This is a genomic window from Rhizobium sp. ZPR4, assembly GCF_040215725.1.
Taxonomy (GTDB): Bacteria; Pseudomonadota; Alphaproteobacteria; order Rhizobiales; family Rhizobiaceae; genus Rhizobium; species Rhizobium rhizogenes_D.
The window spans coordinates 1,861,380-1,884,391 of the sequence record NZ_CP157967.1 but is presented as its reverse complement, the minus strand read 5'-3'; the positions used below and the strand labels follow the sequence as shown (position 1 = coordinate 1,884,391).

At 60.2% G+C, this 23,012-nt stretch carries 21 protein-coding genes and 1 other RNA gene; 11 read left to right on the top strand and 11 right to left on the bottom strand.

Going from position 1 to position 23,012, the window contains the following annotated elements; genetic code table 11:
* The first annotated feature begins 59 nt into the window (after nt 1-59).
* From ABOK31_RS09285 to ABOK31_RS09270, 4 genes are all read left to right on the top strand, one after another.
* Complete coding sequence (locus tag ABOK31_RS09285) at nt 60-1,226, top strand: efflux RND transporter periplasmic adaptor subunit (RefSeq protein WP_349958697.1); 1,167 nt, start codon at nt 60-62, stop codon at nt 1,224-1,226.
* Nucleotides 1,223-4,378, top strand: a complete 3,156-nt coding sequence (locus tag ABOK31_RS09280) for an efflux RND transporter permease subunit (RefSeq protein WP_349958695.1) — start codon at nt 1,223-1,225, stop codon at nt 4,376-4,378. The genes ABOK31_RS09285 and ABOK31_RS09280 overlap by 4 nt, the downstream gene beginning before the upstream one ends.
* Before the next feature lie 248 nt (nt 4,379-4,626).
* Nucleotides 4,627-5,640 (top strand): flagellin, encoded by a 1,014-nt coding sequence (locus ABOK31_RS09275; RefSeq protein WP_349958693.1) that lies wholly within the window; start codon nt 4,627-4,629, stop codon nt 5,638-5,640.
* 195 nt (nt 5,641-5,835) lie between these two features.
* The gene (locus tag ABOK31_RS09270) at nt 5,836-6,504 is read left to right on the top strand and encodes an OmpA family protein (protein ID WP_174179884.1); all 669 of its coding nucleotides are present in this window, start codon (nt 5,836-5,838) and stop codon (nt 6,502-6,504) included.
* 58 nt (nt 6,505-6,562) lie between these two features.
* Here the strand turns inward: ABOK31_RS09270 and ABOK31_RS09265 are convergent, their stop codons facing one another.
* Entirely contained in the window at nt 6,563-6,970 is a 408-nt protein-coding gene (locus ABOK31_RS09265) for a DUF2000 family protein (protein WP_349958691.1), read from the bottom strand.
* A gap of 35 nt (nt 6,971-7,005) precedes the next feature.
* Here ABOK31_RS09265 and ABOK31_RS09260 point away from each other — a divergent pair, with 35 nt between their 5' ends.
* On the top strand, nt 7,006-7,881 hold the full coding sequence (locus ABOK31_RS09260) for an AraC family transcriptional regulator (RefSeq protein ID WP_349958689.1): 876 nt from the start codon (nt 7,006-7,008) through the stop codon (nt 7,879-7,881).
* Between the two features lie 7 nt (nt 7,882-7,888).
* Here ABOK31_RS09260 and ABOK31_RS09255 read toward each other — a convergent pair whose 3' ends face one another.
* From ABOK31_RS09255 to ABOK31_RS09240, 4 genes are all read right to left on the bottom strand, one after another.
* On the bottom strand, nt 7,889-8,614 hold the full coding sequence (locus tag ABOK31_RS09255; protein ID WP_349958688.1) for an amino acid ABC transporter ATP-binding protein: 726 nt from the start codon (nt 8,612-8,614) through the stop codon (nt 7,889-7,891).
* Entirely contained in the window at nt 8,592-9,251 is a 660-nt protein-coding gene (locus ABOK31_RS09250) for an amino acid ABC transporter permease (RefSeq protein WP_349958686.1), read from the bottom strand. Before ABOK31_RS09250 ends, ABOK31_RS09255 begins: the two co-directional genes overlap by 23 nt.
* A complete protein-coding gene (locus ABOK31_RS09245; RefSeq protein WP_174179874.1) occupies nt 9,248-9,919 on the bottom strand; it encodes an amino acid ABC transporter permease in 672 nt (223 codons plus the stop codon). The genes ABOK31_RS09250 and ABOK31_RS09245 overlap by 4 nt, the downstream gene beginning before the upstream one ends.
* Nucleotides 9,920-9,983: 64 nt before the next feature.
* On the bottom strand, nt 9,984-10,739 hold the full coding sequence (locus ABOK31_RS09240) for a transporter substrate-binding domain-containing protein (protein ID WP_349958905.1): 756 nt from the start codon (nt 10,737-10,739) through the stop codon (nt 9,984-9,986).
* Between the two features lie 402 nt (nt 10,740-11,141).
* Here ABOK31_RS09240 and ABOK31_RS09235 point away from each other — a divergent pair, with 402 nt between their 5' ends.
* Both ABOK31_RS09235 and ABOK31_RS09230 read left to right on the top strand, forming a co-directional pair.
* Entirely contained in the window at nt 11,142-12,554 is a 1,413-nt protein-coding gene (locus ABOK31_RS09235; protein WP_349958684.1) for an FAD-linked oxidase C-terminal domain-containing protein, read from the top strand.
* Nucleotides 12,555-12,801: 247 nt separating this feature from the next.
* The gene (locus ABOK31_RS09230) at nt 12,802-16,539 is read left to right on the top strand and encodes an AsmA family protein (protein WP_349958682.1); all 3,738 of its coding nucleotides are present in this window, start codon (nt 12,802-12,804) and stop codon (nt 16,537-16,539) included.
* A gap of 177 nt (nt 16,540-16,716) precedes the next feature.
* On the opposite strand, the gene ABOK31_RS09225 is transcribed toward ABOK31_RS09230, so the two are convergent.
* The 4 genes from ABOK31_RS09225 to ssrA all read right to left on the bottom strand — a co-directional run bounded on the left by ABOK31_RS09225 (nt 16,717) and on the right by ssrA (nt 18,287).
* Nucleotides 16,717-16,929: a ribbon-helix-helix domain-containing protein gene (locus ABOK31_RS09225; protein ID WP_174179866.1), complete on the bottom strand. Its 213-nt coding sequence runs from the start codon at nt 16,927-16,929 to the stop codon at nt 16,717-16,719.
* Between the two features lie 104 nt (nt 16,930-17,033).
* Entirely contained in the window at nt 17,034-17,228 is a 195-nt protein-coding gene (locus tag ABOK31_RS09220) for a DUF4169 family protein (protein WP_349958679.1), read from the bottom strand.
* A gap of 57 nt (nt 17,229-17,285) precedes the next feature.
* On the bottom strand, nt 17,286-17,798 hold the full coding sequence (locus ABOK31_RS09215; protein ID WP_174180730.1) for an SspB family protein: 513 nt from the start codon (nt 17,796-17,798) through the stop codon (nt 17,286-17,288).
* Between the two features lie 118 nt (nt 17,799-17,916).
* Nucleotides 17,917-18,287: a transfer-messenger RNA gene (gene ssrA / locus ABOK31_RS09210) on the bottom strand.
* A gap of 183 nt (nt 18,288-18,470) precedes the next feature.
* On the opposite strand from ssrA, the gene ABOK31_RS09205 reads away from it, so the two are divergent.
* Nucleotides 18,471-19,391 (top strand): thymidylate synthase, encoded by a 921-nt coding sequence (locus ABOK31_RS09205; RefSeq protein WP_349958678.1) that lies wholly within the window; start codon nt 18,471-18,473, stop codon nt 19,389-19,391.
* A gap of 90 nt (nt 19,392-19,481) precedes the next feature.
* Here the strand turns inward: ABOK31_RS09205 and ABOK31_RS09200 are convergent, their stop codons facing one another.
* Entirely contained in the window at nt 19,482-19,928 is a 447-nt protein-coding gene (locus tag ABOK31_RS09200; protein ID WP_349958677.1) for a DMT family transporter, read from the bottom strand.
* Between the two features lie 12 nt (nt 19,929-19,940).
* Complete coding sequence (locus ABOK31_RS09195; RefSeq protein WP_349958675.1) at nt 19,941-20,468, bottom strand: N-acetyltransferase family protein; 528 nt, start codon at nt 20,466-20,468, stop codon at nt 19,941-19,943.
* A 301-nt stretch (nt 20,469-20,769) separates the two neighbouring features.
* On the opposite strand from ABOK31_RS09195, the gene ABOK31_RS09190 reads away from it, so the two are divergent.
* The 3 genes from ABOK31_RS09190 (at nt 20,770) to ABOK31_RS09180 (ending at nt 22,894) form a co-directional block, all read left to right on the top strand.
* Nucleotides 20,770-21,336 (top strand): XRE family transcriptional regulator, encoded by a 567-nt coding sequence (locus ABOK31_RS09190; protein ID WP_174179857.1) that lies wholly within the window; start codon nt 20,770-20,772, stop codon nt 21,334-21,336.
* A gap of 102 nt (nt 21,337-21,438) precedes the next feature.
* Nucleotides 21,439-22,275: a DUF1932 domain-containing protein gene (locus ABOK31_RS09185; protein ID WP_349958673.1), complete on the top strand. Its 837-nt coding sequence runs from the start codon at nt 21,439-21,441 to the stop codon at nt 22,273-22,275.
* 100 nt (nt 22,276-22,375) lie between these two features.
* Nucleotides 22,376-22,894 (top strand): dihydrofolate reductase, encoded by a 519-nt coding sequence (locus ABOK31_RS09180; RefSeq protein ID WP_174179853.1) that lies wholly within the window; start codon nt 22,376-22,378, stop codon nt 22,892-22,894.
* The last annotated feature ends 118 nt before the right edge of the window (nt 22,895-23,012 follow it).

The following is a 23,012-nucleotide window of genomic DNA, read 5'->3' as shown; positions in this document are numbered from 1 at the left end:
CGTACAGAAAACAAACGACGCGATTTCATCGCCTCTGACACAACGAGCCGGAGACGTGCATGACCGCCTGGAAGCAGCTTTCCTTGTCTTTTTTCTTGCTGGCAGCCGGCATTGCCGCTGTCGTGGCCTTCGTGCCGAGTGCGGCGGGCCTGCTGCAGAGGGTCGGTGTTCCCGAGACGATCGTGGCGTGGATCGCACCACGCGATGGCGCGGCCGATGAAAAAGCAGAGACGAAGGGAAGCTCCGGCGGACGGCGTGGCCAGAACATACCGCTTGTCGTGACGGAACCTGTTGTCAGCGGCGTCGTCAATGATCGCCTGAGCGCGATCGGCACCGGTGACGCCATCCGTTCGGTCGTCGTCATGCCGCAGGCGGCGGGCACGATCCGGGAAATTCTCATCAAGTCCGGCGACAGGGTGAAGCAGGGGCAGGTGCTGGCGCGTCTTGATGACGACGAGCAGATCATCGCCCGCGGCCAGGCGGAAGTAGCACTGAAGAGCGCCGTCGAAAAATCCCAGCTCTACCGCAACATCAAGTCCACTGTTTCGCGCATGGACGTGTTCGATGCCGAGATCGTGGAGCAGGGCGCAAAGCTGGCGCTGCAATCGGCCGAACTGGCGCTGAAGCGCCGCGATGTCGTCGCGCCGATCGACGGGATCGTCGGTATCGTTCCCGTCGTCGTCGGCGATAACGTGACGACGGCGACCAACATCGTCATGCTGGACGACCGCTCGGAAGTCCTGGTGGATTACTGGGTTCCTGAGCGCTTTGCCAACACCGTCAAGGTGGACCAGCCGGTGGAGGCTACCTCGGTGGCGCTGCCGGGACGAGCATTCACGGGCGTTGTCGAGGCCGTCGACAACCGCGTCGATGGCGCGAGCCGGACCTTGCGCGTGCGCGCCCGCATCGACAACGCGTCCGATGAGCTGCGTGCCGGCATGTCCTTCAATGTCGGTATGCGCTTTGCTGGGGAATCCTATCCCTCCGTCGATCCGTTGGCCGTGCAATGGGATGGCGCAGGTGCGCATGTGTGGCGTGTTACCAACGGCAAGTCCTCGAAGGTGCGGGTCAGCATCGTGCAACGCAATCCGGATGCTGTTCTTGTCAGGGGCGAACTTCACAACGGTGATCTTATCGTCATCGAGGGATTGCAGCGCGTGACCGAAGGCGGGGAGGTTCGCTTTGCCCGTGATGTCGCTCAGGCCAAGGAGGTCATCACCCAATGATGACCGATGGCGATGACACGACGGATGCCGGCTCGGCTGCGGCCAAGCAATCCTTTACTGCACTCTTCGTGCGCCGGCCGATCCTGGCGCTGGTCTTCAATACGTTGATGGTCGTTGCCGGCCTTGCCGCCTATTTCGGTGTCGAGGTGCGCGAACTGCCTGACGTCGACCGTCCGATCGTCACGGTCAGAACCGTATTCGATGGCGCATCGCCGCAGACGGTGGATCAGGAGCTGACGAAGATCATCGAGGGCGCCGTTGCCCGCGTCAGCGGCCTGAAATCGGTCTCCTCCAGCTCGTCCTTCGGCCAGAGCCGGGTGACGCTGGAATTTTCCGACGCGACCGATCTTTCCGTCGCCGCGAACGATGTCCGCGACGCTATCGGCCGCATCACCGAACAATTGCCGGATCAGGCGGATGCGCCGCAGATCGTCAAGGCGGATTCGGATTCGCAGCCGATCATGCGGCTTGCCGTCACCTCGAGCACGATGACGATGGACGACCTGACGCAGCTGGTCGACAAGGAGATCACCGACCGGCTAGCCTCGGTCGAGGGCGTTGCCGATGTCGAGCTCTATGGTGATCAGGAGAAGGTTTTCCGCATCGATGTCGATCAGGCAGCGCTTGCCGGGCGCGGCCTGACGATCGGTGATCTGACGACGGCGCTTGCGACCGCCGCGCTCGACGTGCCGGCCGGATCGTTGAAAAGCGCCCGCCAGGATATCGTCGTGCGCGCCACGGCCGCATTGCAGACGCCGGAGGATTTCTCCCGGCTGATTATCAAGGATCGCGTGCGGCTCTCCGATGTCGCGACCGTGACGCTCGGGCCGCGGGATGGCACGACCGCGCTGCGCTCCAATGGCGTGCAGGGTGTCGGTCTCGGCATCATCCGCCAGGCGCAGTCGAATACACTGAATATCTCCGAAGGCGTGAAGGCCGTCGTTGCCCAGCTGTCGAAATCGCTGCCCGAGGGCACGCGCATCGTCATCACCAGCGATGATGCCTTGTTCATTCAGGGCGCGATCCACGAGGTCGTGCTGGCGCTCGTCCTGTCGGCGCTGATCGTCACCGCGGTCATCTATCTCTTCCTGCGTGACTGGCGGGCGACGCTGATCCCGGTCGTTACCATGCCGGTGGCGCTCATCGGCACGCTTGCCGCGCTCTATATGGTCGGCTTCTCGGTCAATATCCTGACGTTGCTGGCAATCGTGCTTGCGACCGGTCTCGTGGTCGACGACGCCATCGTTGTGCTGGAGAATATCGTTCGTCGCCGGGCCGAGAAGATCGGGCCGCGCGCCGCCGCTGTCCTCGGTACGCGAGAAGTCTTCTTCGCCGTCATCGCGACGACGGCAACGCTCGCCGCCGTGTTCATTCCGCTGTCCTTTCTGCCGGGGCAGGTGGGCGGCCTGTTCCGTGAGTTCGGTTTCGTGCTTGCCTTCTCCGTCGGCCTGTCGTCGATCGTGGCGCTGACGCTCTGCCCGATGCTCGCTTCGCGCATGCTGACCAAGGAGATGCGCGAGGAGCATGGAGCGCTAGGCCGTTTCGGCGCGCTTTTCTCCGGCGTTTATCGCCGCACGCTCAAGGCCTGTCTCAACGCGCCTTTTGTCGTCATCGTCTTCTGCGTCATGTTTGCGATTGCAGCGGTTTTCGCATTCATGAACGTCAAGAGCGAACTGACGCCGAGTGAAGACCGCGCCATGGTCATGCTGCGTCTCACCACGCCTCAGGGTGCCGGTCTCGATTACACGAAGGACCAGCTCCGACGTGTGGAGGAGCGGCTGCAGCCGCTGATGGATAGCGGCGACATAAGAAATATCTACGCCATTTCGGGCATGAACAGCCAGAAGAACAGCGGTTTCATGGTGCTGACCTTGGCGCCCTGGAGCGAGCGGCACCGTACGCAGCAGGACATCGTTACTGACATCAATCGCGCCATGGCCGGCGTGCCGGCTCTTCGCGGCAATGTCATCCAGGCCAACAGCCTGAGAATCCGCGGTGCCGGCAGTGGTGTGCAGATGGCCCTTATCGGCAACAATCATGAAGCGTTGACCGAAGCCGCGCTAAAGCTCGTGCAAGAGCTCGACAAGAGCGGCCAATTCGATACGCCGCGGCTGAACAACGAGCCGACGCAGGCCCAGGTCTCCGTCACCATCGACCGAGAGCGCGCTTCCGATCTCGGGGTCGATATCACAGGTCTTTCGGTCGCGCTGCAGTCGCTGCTGGAGGGGCGCTCCGTCGTCGACGTGTTCGTCGCAGGTGAATCCTATCCGGTGCTGCTGACGTCGACGATGCGGCCGATCGACGATCCCACCGATCTCGAAAACGTCTTCCTGAAGACAGGCGACGGCAAGATCGTGCCGATGTCGGTGATCGCATCGCTCAAGGAAAATGCCGTTGCGCCGCAGCTGACCCGTGAGCAGCAGCTGGCTTCGGTCGCGATCACGGCCGGTCTGAAGAACGGCATGTCGCTCGGGCAGGCGGTCGAGGAAGTCACGCGGATCGCAACGCCGCTCCTACCGCCAGGTTCGCGATTGATGCCGCTCGCCGAAGCGGCGACGCTAGAAGAAAATTCCAGCGGTATGGCGCTCACTTTCGGTTTTGCCATCGTCATCATCTTCCTGGTGCTGGCTGCGCAGTTCGAAAGCGTGCTGTCGTCTGTCATCATCATGTCCACGGTGCCGCTCGGTCTTGCCTGCGCCGTCTTTGCGCTCGTCATCACCGGGTCGAGCCTCAATATCTACAGCCAGATCGGCCTGGTGCTGCTTGTCGGCGTCATGGCGAAGAATGGCATCCTGATCGTCGAGTTCGCCAATCAGCTTCGCGACAAGGGCGAAAGCGTGCGTGAGGCCATCGAGAAGGCCTGTGCGCTGCGCCTGCGCCCGGTCATGATGACGATGATTGCGACCATTCTGGGCGGCGTGCCGCTCGTTTTTGCCGAAGGTGCGGGGGCGGAAGCGCGCGTTGCGCTCGGCTGGGTGATCGTCGGCGGTCTTGGGTTTGCGACCCTGGTCACGCTTTACATCACGCCGGTCGCCTATCTGCTGATTGCCCGCTTTGCAAAACCGCAGACGCATGAGGAGCAGCGCCTGCATGACGAGATGTCGGACGCGGCGCTGCGCTTGAAGCTCGCCAATCTCAGGGCTGCGGAATAGGGCGAGCACGGTTGAGTTGCGCCCGCTGTCGCTATTGCGCTTATTTATGGTGAATCAAGCGTGTCGCTTAGTGCTTTCTTAAGCATGTTTGCTAATCATAGCGGTATGTAACCGCTGGAGCGCAGGTGTTGTTTTTGCCTCGCTCCCCGTTCGCCGACACGTTCGGCCCGCGCGCATGAGCGCCCGCGGCAAGGTTTCAATGTCTCCTTGTATTTGTTGCGTATTGTTGCGTCCGGAGTTCATGTGCCGTGAGTATTTTTTCGACCTTCATCAGGGTCAGTCCCTCTGTGAATACAGCGCTGGAAGTGCTGAGGGACACCCAGACCAAACTGGGTAATGCCGAGCGACAGATGTCGTCGGGCCTGCGGGTTCAGTCGGCCAAAGACAACGCCACATACTGGAAAATCTCGACTTTGACGCATACCGACATCGGCGCGATTTCGTCGGTTCAGGATGCGCTTGGTCTCGCCGCCTCGACCGTCAGCACCGCTTCCACCGGCGTCAGCAGCGCGATCGATGTCGTGACCGAGATCAGGACGAAGCTCGTCAGCGCTTACGAAACCAGCGTCGACAAGACCAAGCTCAACGATGAGCTTACCGACCTCAAGCAGCAGCTGCGCAGTATGGCCGAGTCGGCGACGTTCAACGGGGTCAACTGGACCGTGCTGCAAGACGGCGCGGACCCGACCGACCCCCATGAGATTCCGGGCTCCCTTATCCGGGGCACCAACGGTACCGTGACGATCGGCATGCTGAGCTATGCGGGCGTCAGCTCGACGACCGGGTCGATCACCTCGGCCGATGCGCGTTATCTGATAGATGACCAGTCGAGCGGTACCGGCGGATATGGCGTGCTGACGTCGACATCCTTCGCGGCCGAGGCCGGGGCTGCCGAGAATTATGTGCTGGTCAGCAGCAAGAACGGCAATACGAGCGGTCAGGTGGAGATATCGCTCGACGCAAACACGACGCACGGCGCGATCGTCGACATGGTCAACACCGTGACGGGAATGTTGAACCAACTGAAGACGATCGGGTCAGCCTTCGGCTCCCTCGAATCGCGCATCAACCTTCAAACCGAGTTCGCCAAGAATCTCACCGATTCGCTGACCAGCGGCGTCGGCAAGCTCGTGGATGCCGATATGGAGCAGCAGTCGAGCAAGGTCATGGCGCTGCAAGCCCAGCAGCAGCTCGGGCTGCAATCCCTTGCGATTGCCAATGCGAGCTACAACACGGTTCTGCAGCTCTTCCAGAATCACTGATTGCAGCTGTGCGGTGTCGAGGTTGGTGGGGTCGGCAAATGGCTGGCTCCATGCTTCCGGGTGAGCCAGATTCGTCAAAAAGTTTCGCCGACACTCTATGCACAGGGGAGAACGGTCAGGATAAGATTTCTCTTCATGATATTGCCGCAATGCTTCATATCTGCTGCGGCCATCGAACCGGAGAGCGACGATTCTATGATCAAGAAAATTGCCATGCTTGCCCTAGCGGCAGCCTTTTTGAACGCATGCACCACCACCGACCCCTATACGGGTGAGCAGAAGGTATCGAATACAGCCGGCGGTGCAGCGATCGGTGCCGGTGTTGGCGCTGTTGCCGGTCTTCTGATCGGTCATTCGCCTGCCTCGCGCCGCAATGCCGCGCTGATCGGTGCAGGCGTCGGTGCGCTCGCGGGTGCGGGCATCGGCAACTACATGGACCAGCAGGAATCCGAGCTGCGCGCGCAGCTGCAGGGCACCGGCGTTTCGGTGACCCGCGTCGGCGACCGCATCATCCTCAATATGCCGTCGGCGATTACCTTCGATATCGACCAGGATGCGATCAAGCCGGAATTCTTCTCGACGCTGAATTCCGTCGCGATCGTTCTGCGCAAGTTCAACCGCACGCTGATCGACGTCAACGGCCATACGGATTCAACCGGCAGTCTGCAGCATAACCAGGATCTGTCCGAACGCCGCGCCGGATCGGTTGCGTCCTATCTCGGCAGCCAGGGCATCGACCAGCGCCGCATGTCGGCTATCGGCTTCGGCCCGTCGCAGCCGGTTGCAACGAATGCGAACGAGGCTGGCCGCGCCCAGAATCGTCGCGTCGAGATCCAGATCGCACCGATCACGCAGAACGGCTAAGCTTTTTCAACAGGTGCGGCCGGGTCTCACGATCCGGCCGTTTTCCATGCGCGTCCGATCACGCATGCATGCTCGCGCCCTTGGTGATCTTGTCGACGGTTTTCTTGTCGGCGCGCAAGGCGATGCCGACGACCTTGGCATCTTGGGGCGTGAATTCGGAGAAGACGGCGCGGTTGGCCGCGTCATGGCCGGTTGAAAACATTTCCTCAATGAAAATGGAAGAAATGATGCCTCGCTCAAGCGAGCGGCGGTGGATGGTGGCGATGCTCTCCTGATCGGCCGAGAGCACGATGATCGGCTGGATCGACAAAGCGTTGTAGACGTTGCCGGTACGATCGCGATAGGGTTCGCCGATGATGTCGGGATGTTGTCCGGCGATGCCTGTCGACAGGAAGGCAGTTACGTTCAGCTTTTGCCAGGATTGAAGGTCGCTTCGCAAAACGATCGTGATTTTGGTATCGAACATCGATGGTCACTTTCATGCAGTCTGGGAATGGGACATTGCACGACGATGTAGCCGGACAGATCTTCGAGGGTCTTGAACGTTTGTGCGCGACGCCGGAGGCCAACCGCATCCTGTCTGCGCCGGCCTATCCGGGCATTGAGCGCATCCAGGCGCAATTTCGCGGCGATGCCTTCGATTTGCACCGGCACGATACCTATGCGCTCGGCGTCACCATGCGCGGCGTGCAGACGTTCCGCTATCGCGGCGAGCAGCGCTACAGCCTGCCGGGGCGGGTCATTATCCTTCATCCCGACGAGTTGCATGACGGTGGAGCCGCGACCGAGGACGGGCTCATCTACCGCATGCTGTATCTGGAACCTTCGGTGCTGGTTCAATGCCTGGAGGCGGCGCGGATCGGCCTGCCTTTCGTCGGCGACCCCGTGGTGGAAGATAACCGCCTCGCCGGCCTGTTGCTGGCGGCGCTCGGCGAGCTCGATCGCGAGCTGGACGAACTCTTCGTCGACGATTTCGTTTCACGCCTCGCCGATGGCCTCGTGCAGCACGCACGCCTGCCGCTGCGCCCACTGGGGAGCATCGCCTGGGGGCAGGTGAAAGCAGTTCGGGATTATATCGAGGCGCATGTCACCAGCAGCGTGCGGTCTCAGGAGCTCGAGCGCATCACCGGCCTGGACCGCTTTGCACTCGCGCGGCATTTCCGCGCCGCCTTCGCCACCAGCCCGCACCGGTTCCTCCTGATGCGGAGACTGCAGCAGGCAAAAGCGCTGATCGTAGAAGGTGAGCCGATTGCCGAGGTCGCGGCTGCGACGGGATTTGCCGACCAGAGCCATCTGACCCGGCATTTCAAGAAAGCCTTTGGCATCGCGCCCGGCGCATGGAGCAGCATGGTGCGCGGCGCAGGACCGAGCGGCTGATCGCTCTTCAGTGAAGACCCAGAAACTGCTTGAGTTCGGGTGTCTGCGGATTGGCGAAGACCTTGCCGGGCGGCCCAATTTCGTGCACGCGGCCCTGGTGCATGAAGACGACGCGGGAGCAGACGTCTCGGGCGAATTTCATCTCATGGGTCACCATCAGCAGCGTCATGCCTTCGCTTGCCAGTTCGCGGACAACAGCGAGAACCTCGGCGACTAGTTCCGGGTCCAAGGCAGAGGTGATTTCGTCGCAGAGAAGCGCGATCGGCTGCATGGCAAGCGCTCTCGCGATGGCGACGCGCTGCTGCTGCCCGCCGGAGAGTTCATCCGGATAGGCGTCGAACTTGTGCCCAAGGCCGACGCGGTCGAGCATGCGTCGCGCCATGGCCTCGGCTTCGGCCCTGGCGGTCTTCTTGACGACCATCTGCGAGAGCATGACGTTGCGTCCCGCACTCAGATGCGGGAAGAGATTGAACTGCTGGAAGATCATGCCGACCTTCAGCCGCAATGCCTTCAGGTGCAGGTCGTCCGGCAAAAGCTGCGCGCCGGCCACCGAGATCGAGCCGTCATTGATGGTCTCGAGCCCGTTGATGCAGCGCAGCAGCGTCGATTTTCCCGAACCGCTCTTGCCGATGATGGCGATGACTTCGCCGGGCTCGACATCGAGGTTGATGCCCTTGAGAACCTCGTTGGTGCCAAAGCTCTTGCGGACTTCAGTGATTTCGATGAGCGACATTGAGCTTCCTCTCCAGAATCTGGCTGCTTTTCGACAGCGGCCAGCACAGGGCGAAATAGATGAGGGCGACGAAGCCGTAGACGGTGAATGGCTGGAAGGTCGCATTGGTGATGACGGTGCCGGCCTTCGACAATTCGACGAAGCCGATGATCGAGGTGAGGGCCGTGCCTTTGACCACCTGCACGGAAAAGCCGACCGTCGGCGGCACGGCGATGCGCAGTGCCTGCGGCAGGATCACGTGGCGCATCTGCTGGATATAACCCATGCCGAGGCTGGCGGAGGCCTCCCATTGCCCTTTGGCGACCGCCTCGACGCAGCCGCGCCAGATTTCGGTGAGGAAAGCAGCCGACCAGAGGGTGAGTGCGGCGCCCGCAGCCAGCCAGGCCGGCACGTCGATGCCGAACAGGCCGAGACCGAAGAAGGCCAGGAAGAGCTGCATCAGCAGCGGAGTGCCCTGAAACAGCTCGACGAAATATCTGACGGCGACGCGACCGGCCTTTGCCTTGCCGATGCGCAGGAACAGCAGGATCGCGCCGACGATGGCGCCGCCGGCGAAAGAGACGAGCGAGAGGAGGATCGTCCAGCGCGTCGCCATTAGCAGGCCGCGCAGAATATCCCAGGTGGTGAACTGGATCATTGGCGGACCCTGCGTGGAAAGATCAACGTACCCACGGCCGCAAGCACTTGCCTGAGCAGGATCGCGAGCGCGAGGTAGATCGCCGTCGATACGAAGTAGGCTTCGAAGGCGCGGAAGGAGCGCGACTGGATGAAGTTTGCCGCGAAGGTCAGATCTTCGGCGGCGATCTGCGAGACGACGGAGGAGCCAAGCATGACGATGACGACTTGCGATGACAGCGCCGGCCAGATGCGTTGCAGCGATGGCACGAGGACGACATGCCGGAAGGTCTCGAACCGGGTCATAGCAAGGCTGGCGCCGGCTTCGAACTGGCCACGAGGCGTCGCCTGGATGCCGGCGCGGATGATCTCGCAGCTATAGGCGCCAAGATTGATGACCATGGCGAGATTGGCGGCGGTCATCTCGTTCATCTGGACGCCGATACCGGGCAGGCCGAAGAAGATGAAGAAGAGCTGTATCAGGAACGGCGTGTTGCGGATGAGTTCGACATAAGCTGCGACGAAGGGCTTGAGCCAGCCAGGACCGAGCGCGCGCGCCCAGGCGCAGGCGATGCCGAGAGCGATGCCAAGCACGGCACCGATAAGGGTCAGCTCCACCGTGACGAGAACGCCCTTGACCAGCGTGGGATAGTATTCGGCGAGCCAGCCGAAATCGAAATGATAGCGCATGGGAGGAAGCCTCGCTCTGACCGATCCACGCCGCCGGATGACGGCGCGATCGATCCTGCGTTGATCAGAAGCTGGCCGGCAGGTCAGCGCCCAGCCACTTCTGCGATATCTTGTTGAGCGTCCCATCCGCCTTGGCGGCGGCGATGATCTCATCGACCTTCTTCTGCAGCGCCGCCTCGCTCTTGTTCAGGCCGATGAAGCAGGGCGAGTTGGTGATGAGGAATTTCATCTCCGGCTTCTTCGGCGGGTTCTTGGCGAGAATGGCTGCCGCGACGACATTGCCGGTCGCAACCAGCTGGACTTGTCCGGACAGGAAGGCGGAGATGGTGCCGTTATTATCTTCATAGCGCTTGATCGTCGCATCCTGCGGCGCGACTTTGGAAAGCGCCAGATCCTCGATCGCGCCGCGGGTGACGCCGATCGTCTTGCCGGAAAGGTCTTCCGGCTTCGCCGCCGCCACATCGCTGGGACCGAAGACGCCGTTGAAGAAGGGTGCGTAGGCGTCAGAGAAATCGATGACCTTTTCGCGATCCGGATTCTTGCCGAGGCTTGAAATCACCAGATCGACCTTGTTCGTCTGCAGATAGGGAATGCGGTTGGCGCTGGTGACGGGGACAAGCTCCGTCTTCACCCCAAGCTTTTCGCCGATCAGGTTTGCCATGTCGATGTCATAGCCCATGGGCGCCATATCGGTGCCGACGCTGCCGAAGGGGGGGAAGTCCTGCGGAACGGCGACGCGGATCGTGCCGCGCGAGGTTATGTCGCTCAGGGCATCCGCCCGAGCTGCGTGCGGGGTGGAAAGGGACCCCACCGCAAGCATCGCAATGCCGAGTGCCGTGAGCAATTGTCTGCGCTTCATCGAATATCCTTCCAGTCGGGCTGTTTGAACGCTGGAAGGCAAAACGCAAGACCCGTGCCAGTCATTGGAACCATGCCGGAGCTCCGCCGCTTCTGGTTTCGGTGTCGAGGAAGTTCATCCCTAGCGATCAGTTTGCTCGGCATTCCGCTTAAAAAATGGGCAATCTTCTGCTTGCTGTGTCTAATGTGCGGGTTGCCTGCCGCGCGTCCAAGCCGTTCCGGTCCTTTCGGATCAAAGATTTGAGAGATGGCTCAGTACGGCGATCGCGGTTGACTTTCATCACTGGACAGCGCCGCGCCGATGTCCCATAGAACCGATAAAAGGGTTAACGCCCTTCGATGATCGCGATGGGAGATTCGGATTATGGTTCTGGCTGATGCGAAGGCGGGAGCACGTAACGAGGCGGGGATAGCGGCCGTTCTCGGCATTCTCAAACAGGCTTTCGGAGAGCGCTTCCAGACCGGTGAAAGTTTTCGCGCCCAGCATGCCCACACGACGACCTATATTCCAGCTCAGCTCCCGGACGGCGTGGTCTTTGCCGAAACGAGCGAGGACGTGCAGGCCGTCGTCAAGGCTTGCGCCGAACACAAGGTTCCGGTCATTCCCTTCGGCACGGGATCTTCGCTCGAAGGGCAGGTGAATGCGCCGCAAGGTGGCATTTCCATCGATCTCAGCCGCATGAGCCGCATTCTCGAAGTCAATGCAGAGGATCTGGATTGCACGGTCGAGCCCGGCGTTACCCGCGAGCAGCTTAACACCTATCTGCGTGACACCGGTCTGTTTTTCCCGATCGATCCGGGCGCCAATGCCTCGATCGGCGGCATGGCATCGACGCGGGCATCGGGCACCAATGCCGTGCGCTACGGCACGATGAAGGACAATGTGCTGTCCGTGACCGTGGTGACTGCCAATGGCGAGGAAATCCGCACGGCTCGACGGGCGAAGAAGTCATCCGCCGGTTACGATCTGACGCGACTTTTCGTCGGCGCCGAGGGCACGCTTGGCGTGTTGACCTCGGTCACGCTGCGTCTGCAGGGCATTCCGCAGAAGATCGCCGGCGGCGCCTGCGCCTTTCCGGATATCAAATCGGCTTGCGATGCCGTCATCATGACGATCCAGATGGGCGTTCCCGTCGCTCGCATCGAGTTGCTCGATGCCATGCAGATGCGGGCCTGCAACCGCTATTCCGGCCTGAGCTACGACGAGAAGCCGACGCTTTTTCTCGAGTTTCACGGCACCGACGAGACAGTTGCATTGCAATCGGCGCAATTTGCCGAGATCGCGGCGGAATGCGGCGGCGGCGAATTCCTTTGGACAAGCAATGCGGAAGAGCGCAACAAGCTCTGGAAGGCTCGTCACGATGCCTATTGGGCATGCCGCGCGCTGGCGCCGGAACTGGCTGCCCTGTCGACTGACGTCTGTGTGCCGATCTCGCGACTTGCCGAATGCGTCGCGAAAACCCAGGCCGATATCGAGGCGCATGGCCTACTGGCACCCATCGTCGGCCATGCCGGTGACGGCAATTTCCATGTGCTCGTCCTGTTTGATGATAAGACGCCGGAGGGCATCGTCGTTGTCGAGGATTTCGTCGCGCGTCTCAATGCGCGTGCACTCGCCATGGATGGCACATGCACGGGCGAACATGGGATAGGACAGGGAAAGATGGCATTTCTCGAGCAGGAACTTGGCGATGCGGTCGATCTGATGCGTCAGATCAAGGAGTCGCTCGATCCGGATGCCATTTTCAATCCGGGGAAAATATTCCGCAGGCACTGAAAGATGGAATATTTTCATGATCTTGGCTTGCTACAGGCGCGAATGGCGCTAGGCTGCAGCCGCACTTTTCCGGTTTTTGTCATGAAAAGCCACATGCATACGCTAGATGGGTGGCATACCTCTTAAAAAGAGCTGCTGTCATCAGCAGGGATCGGGTAGAACTGTGCATATTCTAGGTTATGCCGTGTATGCGCTCTGATAAGCGACACCTGCATATGTTGGGAATGAAGATTGGAGACGATACGCGTTGTTAGGTAGGGTCCTGGTTTTTCTGGGTGGATTGCTTGTGGTGGTGCTATTCGTGGCGCTGCTTGCTCCGCTCTTCATAGACTGGACCGATTTTCGCAAGAATTTCGAGGATCAGGCGAGCCGCATCATCGGCAAGAAGGTGACCGTTCATGGCACCGTGGATGCCCGGCTCCTGCCGTTCCCGTCGGTGACGCTGCACGATGTCCGTGTCGGCCAGGAGGCCGATGGTACGCCGCTGGTGCAGATCGCCGAATTCTCCATGGATGCGGAACTCGCGCCTTTCCTTTCCGGCGAAGCGCTGATCTTCGACATGCGGGTATCCAAGCCCAAAGTGCGGCTTCGGCTGCTGAAGGACGGTACGCTCGACTGGATGCGCGGGAGCTTGCCGGAAATTCCTGCAAAGTCCGTTGTGCTCGAAAGCGTTCACGTCGAAGACGGCGATATTCTCTTCATCGACGAGCAAACGGGCAGGACCCGGCATGTCACGGGCTTGAACGCCCAGATGTCGGCGAGATCGCTTGCCGGCCCATGGCGTATCGAGGGCGACGCGGCCCTCGACAACGAACATGGCAATTTCACCGTTTCCAGCAGCCAGCCCGATGACAACGGCGTCCTGCGCGTCCGCACCCGGCTGATGCCGGACCGCCATCCGCTTAATGTCGATCTCGACGGCGAGTTGAAGCTGGTCAACAGCAAGCCCGATTACATGGGTTCCTTCACGGCCGGCGTCAACGACAAGCAGGCCCATGATTCCGCCGATCAGAAGGCGCAGCCACGCATCAAGGGCCGTTTTGAGCTGACGAATGACCGCATTCGCGTCCCCGAATATCGCCTCGAAGTCGGTGCCGATGACGATCCCTACGTCGTCACCGGCGAGGCGACGCTCGATACTGGCTCCAAGCCGGAATTCCTGCTGACGGCCGATGGCCAGCAGATCGACGTCAATCGTCTCGGCAACAACAAGGGCACCAACGGCAAGACCAATCGCAACCCGGCAATCTCGGCGCGTCAGCGCCTGAACAGCCTGATCGCGATCGCCGCCGAGATTCCGGTGCCGCAGGTTCCCGGCAAGGCGACGTTCCGGCTGCCGGCGATCGTGGCGGGCGACACCACCATACGCGACGTGCAACTCGATCTTGAGCCGGCGGGAACGGGATGGAAGATAGATCATGCGATCGGCATGATGCCTGGACGCACGCAGGTCGAGGCGCGGGGCAATCTCATGCTGCGAGGCGAGCCGAATTTCATCGGCAACTTGGTCGTCGCGTCCAACCAGCCCTCAGGATTGGCATCATGGCTTGTGGGGTCCGTCGATCCGTCGATCCGACAGCTGCGCCAGGCCGGCTTCTCCGCCGATGTCAGCCTGCAACATGACGAGCAGCGCTTCGAAAACCTCGAGGTTGCAATCGGTTCGGCCACGCTGAAAGGCCGGATCGATCGCCAAAGCGGGACAGACAAGGCGCCGCCAAAGCTTGCCGTCGACCTGACCGGCGATGCCCTCGACCTTGACGCGCTGAGGGCACTGACCGGGCTCTTCACCGGCCAGGATAGCGGAGAATCCCTCTTCGATCATCGGATCACGGCGCATCTGCAGGCCGGAAAATTCATGGCTTTCGGCGTGCCGGCCGATAATGTCGATACCTCATTTTCTGTGGCCGACGGCGCTCTGACGCTCGACAAGCTTTCGGTGCGCAATGTTGCCGGCGCTGAGATCACCGCAACCGGCCGCGCCGACGGTTCGCCTTCCGACTACAAGGGATCGGGCGAGATCACCTTCAAGGCTGCCGATCCGGGGCCATTCTTCGAAATGCTACGCCAGCATCTGCCGCACCATCCCGTCATGGACCGACTGGTGCGCAATGCCGCATGGTATGGAAACACCGCCCTTCGCGGCGCAGTGACGCTCGGCGGCGATCAGGACAATGCGCTGACGGTGACGCTTGCGGGCGTTTCCAACGGCAGCCGCGTCAATTTCGATTATCGCATGTCCGATCTCTCCGCTTTCACGGGCAAGGGCACCACGACCCTGGAGGGAACGCTCGAAAATTCGGTGACGTCGATCCTGTTCGGCCAGGCTGGTCTCGATCCGTTGCCTGTTGAAGCCGATGCGAATGGTCGTTTGACGTTGAAAGTGTCAGCAAGCGGTACCGATCCGGCCGACGCCGCTCTCACCTTTGCGACCGACAAGACATCGTTCACCGCAAACGGCAAGGTGGATGTCCGTCCTGCTACCTTCCTCAATGGCAACATAGCGCTATCGCTCGAAAGCGCTGACATCGATCCCTATTTCGTGATGAACGGCATCGGCATCCCGCAGACGGGCGCCGGTTTGCCGGTCAAGTTCCAGGCCAATGCCGCGCTGAGCCCGGACAAGATCGTGTTTTCCGACATGAAAGGGCTGTTTGCCGACAACAACATGTCCGGCACACTGACCGTCGATCGGAAAGCCCCGAACCTCAAGGCATCAGGTGAACTGTCGCTCGACAAGGCGGATCTCGATTGGCTGGCGGAAGCCATCTACGGGGCGATGAGCGATCCGAAAACGGGCGCTCTTAACCAGGATAAGCTCGGCCTACCTGCCTTCAGCGGGATGGATATCGGCGTCAAGCTTTCCGCAAAGCAAGTGTGGCCCGGCATATTCGGTCCCATTTCGAATTTCACCGCCAATGCCGCCTATAAGGGCGAGGAATTGCGGCTTAACGATCTGACGGGCGGCTGGAACGGCGGCACGCTGACCGGAAGCGCAATGTTCGCCAATTCGGACGGTACCGGCCTGCTGCAGACGAAGCTCAACCTCGCCAATGGCGATCTTGCCGCGGTCGCCTGGCAGCGCGACGGAGCGCCGCTTGCCAGCGGTCGCTTCGGTCTTGCGATGAATGCCGAAGCGAGCGGCAAGAGCATTGCCGACCTTGCGGCCAATGCCAGCGGTTCGGGCGAAATGAAACTTGGCGAGACGCATGTGCGTGGCCTCAATCTCTCTGTCCTGCCGCCGCTTCTCTCGGCGACGGATCAGATCCAGGGCGATATCACTGCCGCCAAGGTGCTGCCGATCGTGCAGACGCTGCTCAACAATGGCGAGGCGGTCCTTCCGGCGACGACCATACCCTTCAATATCTCCACAGGCGTCGCGCGTGCGACCAATATTGCAGCCAGCAACGATCTGGCAAAGCTCTCGGGCAATGCCGAAATCAGTCTGCCGGATGAGCGTATGCGCGGGTCTCTCGGCATCGATTTCAACGCCGGTGCCGAAGCGCAGAGCGGGGCGGAACCGGCGTTGCGCCTCGATTTCGCCGGACCGCTGGCCGCACCTGGCCGGACGATGGATGTCACCGACGTCACCAGTTTCCTGTCGGTTCGTGCATTCGAGCGCGAACGCCGGCGTGTCGAGCGCCTGCAAGCCAATGTGCTTGAAAAGCAGCGACTGCGGCGCGAGGTGGCGCTCTACAAATATGAGGCAGGCGTACGCGAGGCTCAGCGCCAACGCGATGCCGCCATCGAGCAGCAACGCCGTGCGGAAGAAGAACGTCTGCGCGACCTAGCCCGTCAGGCGACTGCGCAAAAGCAGGCGGAAGAAGAGGCGCGTGCCAAGCAGGCAGCTGAGGAAGCGGCCAAGGCCAAGGCGGCTGCCGATGCGCGAGCCAAGGCCGAAGTTCAACATCCGCCGGCGTCCAATGGTCCGGCCCCACAGACGACGGCACCTTTGAACTTCAATGAATTGCCGGGAGTTGCCCAATAATCTCGGCAATTGTGAAGCCGATCCTAGAGCAATTCCAGGAAAAGTGCGCAGCGGTTTTCCGTCCGGAATTGCGTGAAAACAAAAAGATAGAGCGGTTCAGAGATTCCATGAAAAACTGAACCGCTCTATTGGATGGGTGAAGGTGCTCGCTAGGTCGTCGTGAGCCCGTGCAACCGTTTAGTTGCGATCCTTCAGCCATTTGAGGACATAGAGGCGGAGTGCGGAGGAGAGATTGCTGCCGGCTTCGCGCCCGTCGTCGATCTCGGAGATCAGCGCTGCGAGCGACGTGCCACGCACGTTGGCGATAGCCTTCAGTTCTGTCCAGAAGGCATCTTCAAGGGAAAAGCTTGTGCGATGGCCATGCAGCGTCGCGGAATGTTTACGGATCATCAGCGGATCGATCAAAAATCGGAAATGGTGGGATGTTTCTGAAAGTGATTCAAAATGCGGAAGTAAGCAACTGATTTCTGAAGTTTTTTATCTCAGGGACAAAATTAGTCTTCGGTCTTCTTAGTCTCGATTCGGCCGGCGTCGTGCGCCTTTGCGGTCTTTTCGTTGAGCGTTGTCGTCAGCTTCTTCTCGGCCTTGGTGCGCCCAAAGGAAATGCGGTTCTGCTCCGCCTGCTTTTCCTTGTCCGAGCGGGCCTGCTTCTTGCGAAACTGGCGCAGATTGACGATTTCGGCGCTCATCGATCTCTTCCCGTTGCCGACATGAAAAAGGGGAAGCGGTTGCTTCCCCGGCAATGCCTACTGCTTCTTGCGGAACGCGTCGAGCGAGACGACCGATCCCGGCTTCTTTTCCTCGCCTTCCTTGGCTGCTGCGGCTGGCACTTCCTCGCCTTCGACCGGCACCGGATAGGCGGTGATTTCGCTGGAGGAGGTCTCTTCCTCCTCGTCGGCCAACGGCACGTCGAATTCCAGCTCGAAATTGACGGAAGGGTCGTAGAAGCCGCGGATAGCGTTGAAGGGGACCACCAGCTTTTCCGGAACGTCGGAGAAGGAGAGGCCGATCTCGAACTGGCTTTCGGTGATTTTTAGATCCCAGAATTGATGCTGGATGACGATGGTCATCTGCTCCGGATACTTCGACTTCAGGTGCTGCGAAATGCGCACGCCGGGAGCGCCGGTCAGAAAAGTGATGAAGAAATGGTGGTCACCGGGCAGGCGGCCTGTGGCGCCGACCTCGGTCAGCACCTTGCGGATCACTCCACGCAGGGCGTCCTGTGCCAAAATGTCGTAGCGGATATGATCCTGCCCCATGCTTTCCTGTCTTTCGTTGGCCATGTTTTTTATAGGCTTATGCCATGCTGAACGCCGCCGGAAAAGCCCTATGCGCGAGTCACCACATGTCGATCTATAATATAGCACTGGAGAAGAAGGTGAAGGCTTCTGTTGCCAGGTGCCTTCGAACCCCGCCTAAGAGTGCGACCCCTTAGGACTTTATTTGAAGTGTCACACCGCGATTAAGCAGCGAGACGAGCTTCCGCATAGTTGTCGTTTGCAACTACAATTTTAGCCCGATAACGGCGGTACAATGCCGAGCAAAAAGTCGATCTTTACACCCTTGTCGATCCTGTTTCGCCCCCATCAAAAGCCGGTCTGACGCAAGTTCTGCCGGCCGGTTTTTGGTGGAGGCGCCGGGTACCGCCCCCGGGTCCAATAGGTTTATTACACCGCTCATTTATCGCCATAGCCGGCCCGAAGACCGGCAAGGCTGATATAGTGTTTTCCGCAGGCGAAGGGAAGGGCAATTGTCATAAATGCTTCGCGGAAACACCGGTTTGCCCGTGAGGCTGCGAGATTTGCCTGAATTACGCTTCGCCGCGGTTGGTTTCGCACCGGCTTGTCGTTAAAATTGCGAAAAAGGAATCGGCAGGCCGCCAATTAGGCAGCCTTTATGGCCGGAAATTTCAAGCGATTTCGGAGCGGAAGATGGCTCGTCACCCTGAGTATCAATATCTCGACCTGATGGCGCATCTGCTGGAGCACGGCGATCGCCGGATCGACCGTACCGGCGTTGGCACCTTGAGCGGCCTCGGCGCCATGATGCGCTTCGATCTTTCGAAGGGACAGATCCCGATCTTCACGACGAAGCGAGTCTATTGGAAGCTCGCCGTCAAGGAAATGCTCTGGTTCCTGACCGGCGACACCAATATCCGCAATCTGCTGAAAGAAAATGTGCGGATCTGGACAGACTGGCCGCTGGCGAAATATCGCAAGGCAACCGGCGAGGATATCGATCAGCTTGCCTTCGAGAAGCGTGTTCTCGAGGATGAAGCTTTCGCTCTTAAATGGGGCGATCTCGGCCCGGTCTATGGCAAGCAGTGGCGGCAATGGCGCGATGCCGAGGGTCGGGTGCATGACCAGCTCGCCGCTGTCATCAAGGATCTCAAGACCAATCCCAGCAGCCGCCGCATGATCTTCCATGCCTGGAATGTCGGCGAGCTCGCCGACATGGCGTTGCATCCGTGCCATATGGTCTATCAGTTCCATGTGTCGAATATCTCGGCGGAAGGCGGCAAGCGGCCGCGTCTCAGCCTGATGGTCTTCCAGCGCTCCTGCGACCTGTTCCTTGGCAATCCCTTCAATATCTGCCAGCAGGCGGCGTTGCTGGCCATGGTCGCGCAGCAGGTCGATATGGATCTGGGAGAGGTGGTCTGGTCGGGTGGCGACGTTCACCTCTATCTCAATCATCTGGACGCGATTCGCGAACAGCTCAGCCGTGAGCCGAAGCCGTTCCCGACCTTGCGCCTCCTGCGGCGGCCCGACAGCATCGACGATTATCGCATCGAGGATTTCGAGGTTGTGGGCTATGAGCCGCATGCCGCGATTGCGGCCGAAGTCGCGGTTTAGAGCTTTTCTTCGAATCGCGAAAACGCTCTATCTCTTTGTTTTTACGCAATTCCGGACGGAAAACCGCTGCACACTTTTCTTGGAGTTGCTCTAGCCCGTGGTTCGGCCGGCAACGAGCACAGCACCGGTGACGAGCAGCAAAGCTCCGACAAGCTGCCATGTATTGAAGCCGGCCAGTTTTTGCCCGGAGATGGCGGCGTCGAATGCGAGGCCTGCCAGGAGCTGGCTGGCAACCAGCACGGCGATGGTGGGGGCTGCGCCAAGCCGCTGATATCCAAGAATGCCGGCAAAGACGAAGAACGAGCCAAGCAGGCCCGGCAGCAGCGCCCATGGCCTGATGGCGCTGGCTGCCTCCGCAAGGCCGGCGAGACCGCTGCGTGAAATCAGGATCGCAAGCAGCGCGGTCAGCCCGACCGAGGAGTTGATGACCAGGGCAATGAGCACGGTCGACGCCGACTGAGTGATCCGCACCATCAATGCGTTCTGCAGAACCAGCGATATGCCGGCGAGAATGAGCGTTGCCACCGTGATCGGCATGGTGTTCGCGCCTTAGGCTGTGGGTTTGTTGTCGGGATCGATTCGCTGATCGAGGAGCAGCTGCAGGAAGGCCAGATCGAGCCAGCGTCCGAACTTCGTGCCGACTTGCGGCAGAAGGCCGACCTGCTGGAAGCCGAGCTTTTCGTGCAGCCGGATCGAGGCTTCATTGCCAGCCTCGATGCCCGCGACCATTGCATGTTTGCCGATCGCCCGGGCGCGCTCGATCAGCTCGATCATCAGCGCCTTGCCGATGCCGCCTCGATACTGATCGTTGCGGACATAGACCGAGTGCTCGACCGTATGCCGATAGCCGTCGAAGGCGCGCCAGTCGCCGAAGGAGGCATAGCCGATGACATCGCCATCATCATTCGTTGCCACGAGCACCGGATAGCCGAGCTTGTGCCGATCCTGCAGCCATTGCCTGCGGTTGGCGATATCGACCAGCGTCTCGTTCCAGATCGCTGCGGTATTCGCGACGGCGTCATTGTAGATCGCGGTTATTCCCGCGAGATCCTCGTTTCTCGCATCGCGAATTTGCATCGGCGGCTCCGTGAGCTATCCACTAAATTGGATGGATATGTGTTTTACCGTTCCATCTTGTCATACACCGATTTTGATGTCTGTCCACTATATTATTACGAAAATCCAGAAAATCAAAAGCACGCTAACTGCTGATCGCGTGGCGGTTTGGAGGAAATATGGCACTGATTCAATAGCTAGTCACCTTTTTCCTAAAGGTGATGAAATTTGATTTCTCTCTGGTTGGCTTTGCGTGAAGCGATCTTTCGAGGATGTTCGGCACCGATTGTCATTTCAGCGAAAGTCCACTATAGTAAAACGCATGTCTCAACTTGATGATATCGACAGGCGCATCGGCGCACGCATTCGCATCGAACGGGAAAGCCGCGGCTGGTCGCTGACGGAACTGGCGGAACGCTCGACCGTGTCCCGCGCCATGATCCACAAGATCGAGCGTGGCGAAAGCAGCCCGACGGCGACGCTGCTCGGCAAGCTTTCCGGTGCTTTCAGCTTGAGCATGTCGACCTTGATGGCGCGTGCCGAGATGCAGCAGGGCCGGTTTCTCCGGAGGCAAGAGCAGCCCGTCTGGGTCGATCCGCAGACGGGCTATGAGCGCCGGCACGTTTCCCCGAAGTCGGACCTGCCGCTCGATCTCGTCCGCATCGAGTTGCCCGCGGGGGCGGAAGTTCCGATGCCCGCATCGGCTTATGCCTTCATGCGGCAGCTCATCTGGGTGCTGGAGGGGCGGCTGACCTTTCTCGAAGGAGACGTCAGGCATTTGATGTCGGCAGGCGATTGCCTCGAACTCGGTCCGCCGACGGATTGCGTCTTCCAGAATGAAAGCGAGGAGCCGTGCATCTACGCCGTCCTCGTGCTTCGCAATGCTTGACAGGTGGCGCTAAACTTAGCGTTACCGCATGGCATTGTGCTCGTCCGGCCGGGCGATAGGCGATATGGTGCCGTCTTCCTTACGCGGAAAAGGAGATTGGCCGTGGAGATCGCAGTCATCGGGGCCGGCGCAATGGGGAGCGCCATTGGCCGGCGCTTGGTCGAAAACGGGGCGAGGGTGGTCACCTATCTTGAGGGGCGCTCGGCTTCGACCATTGAGCGGGCGAAAACGGCCGGCATGGAGCCGGTCGGATTGGACGCTATCGCCGCGTCGCGTCTCATTCTTTCCATCGTTCCGCCGGCTGAGGCTGTTGGCGTTGCAAAGCAGATCGCCGCTGAACTGCGTCGGGTCGGCGCGAAGACGACGTTCATGGACTGCAATGCGATTTCGCCTAGGACCATGACCGAGATTGCGGCAATTTTCGGCAGTGACTGCGGCGTGGTCCTCGACGGCTCCATCATCGGCGGTCCGCCGAAGCCTGGCCAGAAGGGGCCGAAACTTTATGTGAGCGGCGATACAGCTGGCGACAGCGGCGTGCTTGTCGAATACGGACTGCAGGTTCGTCGCATCGAAGGGGCAGTCGGCGCGGCCTCGGCGCTGAAGATGTGCTATGCCGGCATCAACAAGGGCGTGACCGGGCTTGGCACCGCCATGCTGCTGGCTGCGATCCGTTCGGGTGCCGATGTCGCCCTCAAACGCGAGCTTCGGGAAAGCCTGCCGGATCTCGATGCGAAATTCGTCCACGGCATCCCCGACATGTATCCGAAAGCCTATCGCTGGGTCGCCGAGATGGAGGAGATTTCCGAATTTCTCGGCGAGGACGATCCCGCCGCCTTGATCTTCAAGGGCATGGCGGGGCTCTATCGGAAGATGGCCGCGGATCGGGAAGAGGGAGGTCTTTTGGCCGGCCAGCTCGATAAATTGAATAGCGGCGGCTAATGCTAGGCTGGGGCGGTTCCATCTCCCGTAGAGGCTATGATGATGTAAAGTCGACGCGCCGACTCGCGCTGATGTCGGTGAGGCAGACCGAGGGAGACGCATGACCCAGCCGATCAAGACCATCGTCGTTGCCGTATCGCGCAACGGCATCATCGGGCGCGAAGGCGATATGCCCTGGCGGCTGTCGTCCGATCTCAAGCGCTTCAAGGCGATGACGCTCGGCAAACCTGTGATTATGGGGCGCAAGACCTTCCAGTCGATCGGCAAGCCCTTGCCGGGCCGGCCCAATGTCATCATCACCCGTGACACCGATTTTACAGCCGAGGGGATAACGGTGGCGCATTCGCTCGATGAAGCGATCTCGATTGCATCGCGTCTGGCTAAAGAGAGCAATGTCGACGAAATCTGCATCCTTGGGGGCGGCGAAATCTATCGGCAGGCGATCAGCCTCTCCGACCGGCTGCTGATCACCCATGTCGAGGCTGATGTGGAGGGCGACACCTCCTTTCCAGAGATCGATCCAGGCATCTGGCAGGCGGATAGCGAGCTTGCCGTTCCGGCAGGAGAAAAGGATACTTATCCGACGCGTTTCGTTAGCTATTTTCGGCGTAAAACATAAAAGCTGCCCCCAAAAAGCAAATATCTTACAATGAATCCGACGAACTTCCTGAAGTCGCGTTGAAAGCAGGTGCTTCGATACCTATAACGGGAAACAATCGCTGCCACCTGCGGAGTTC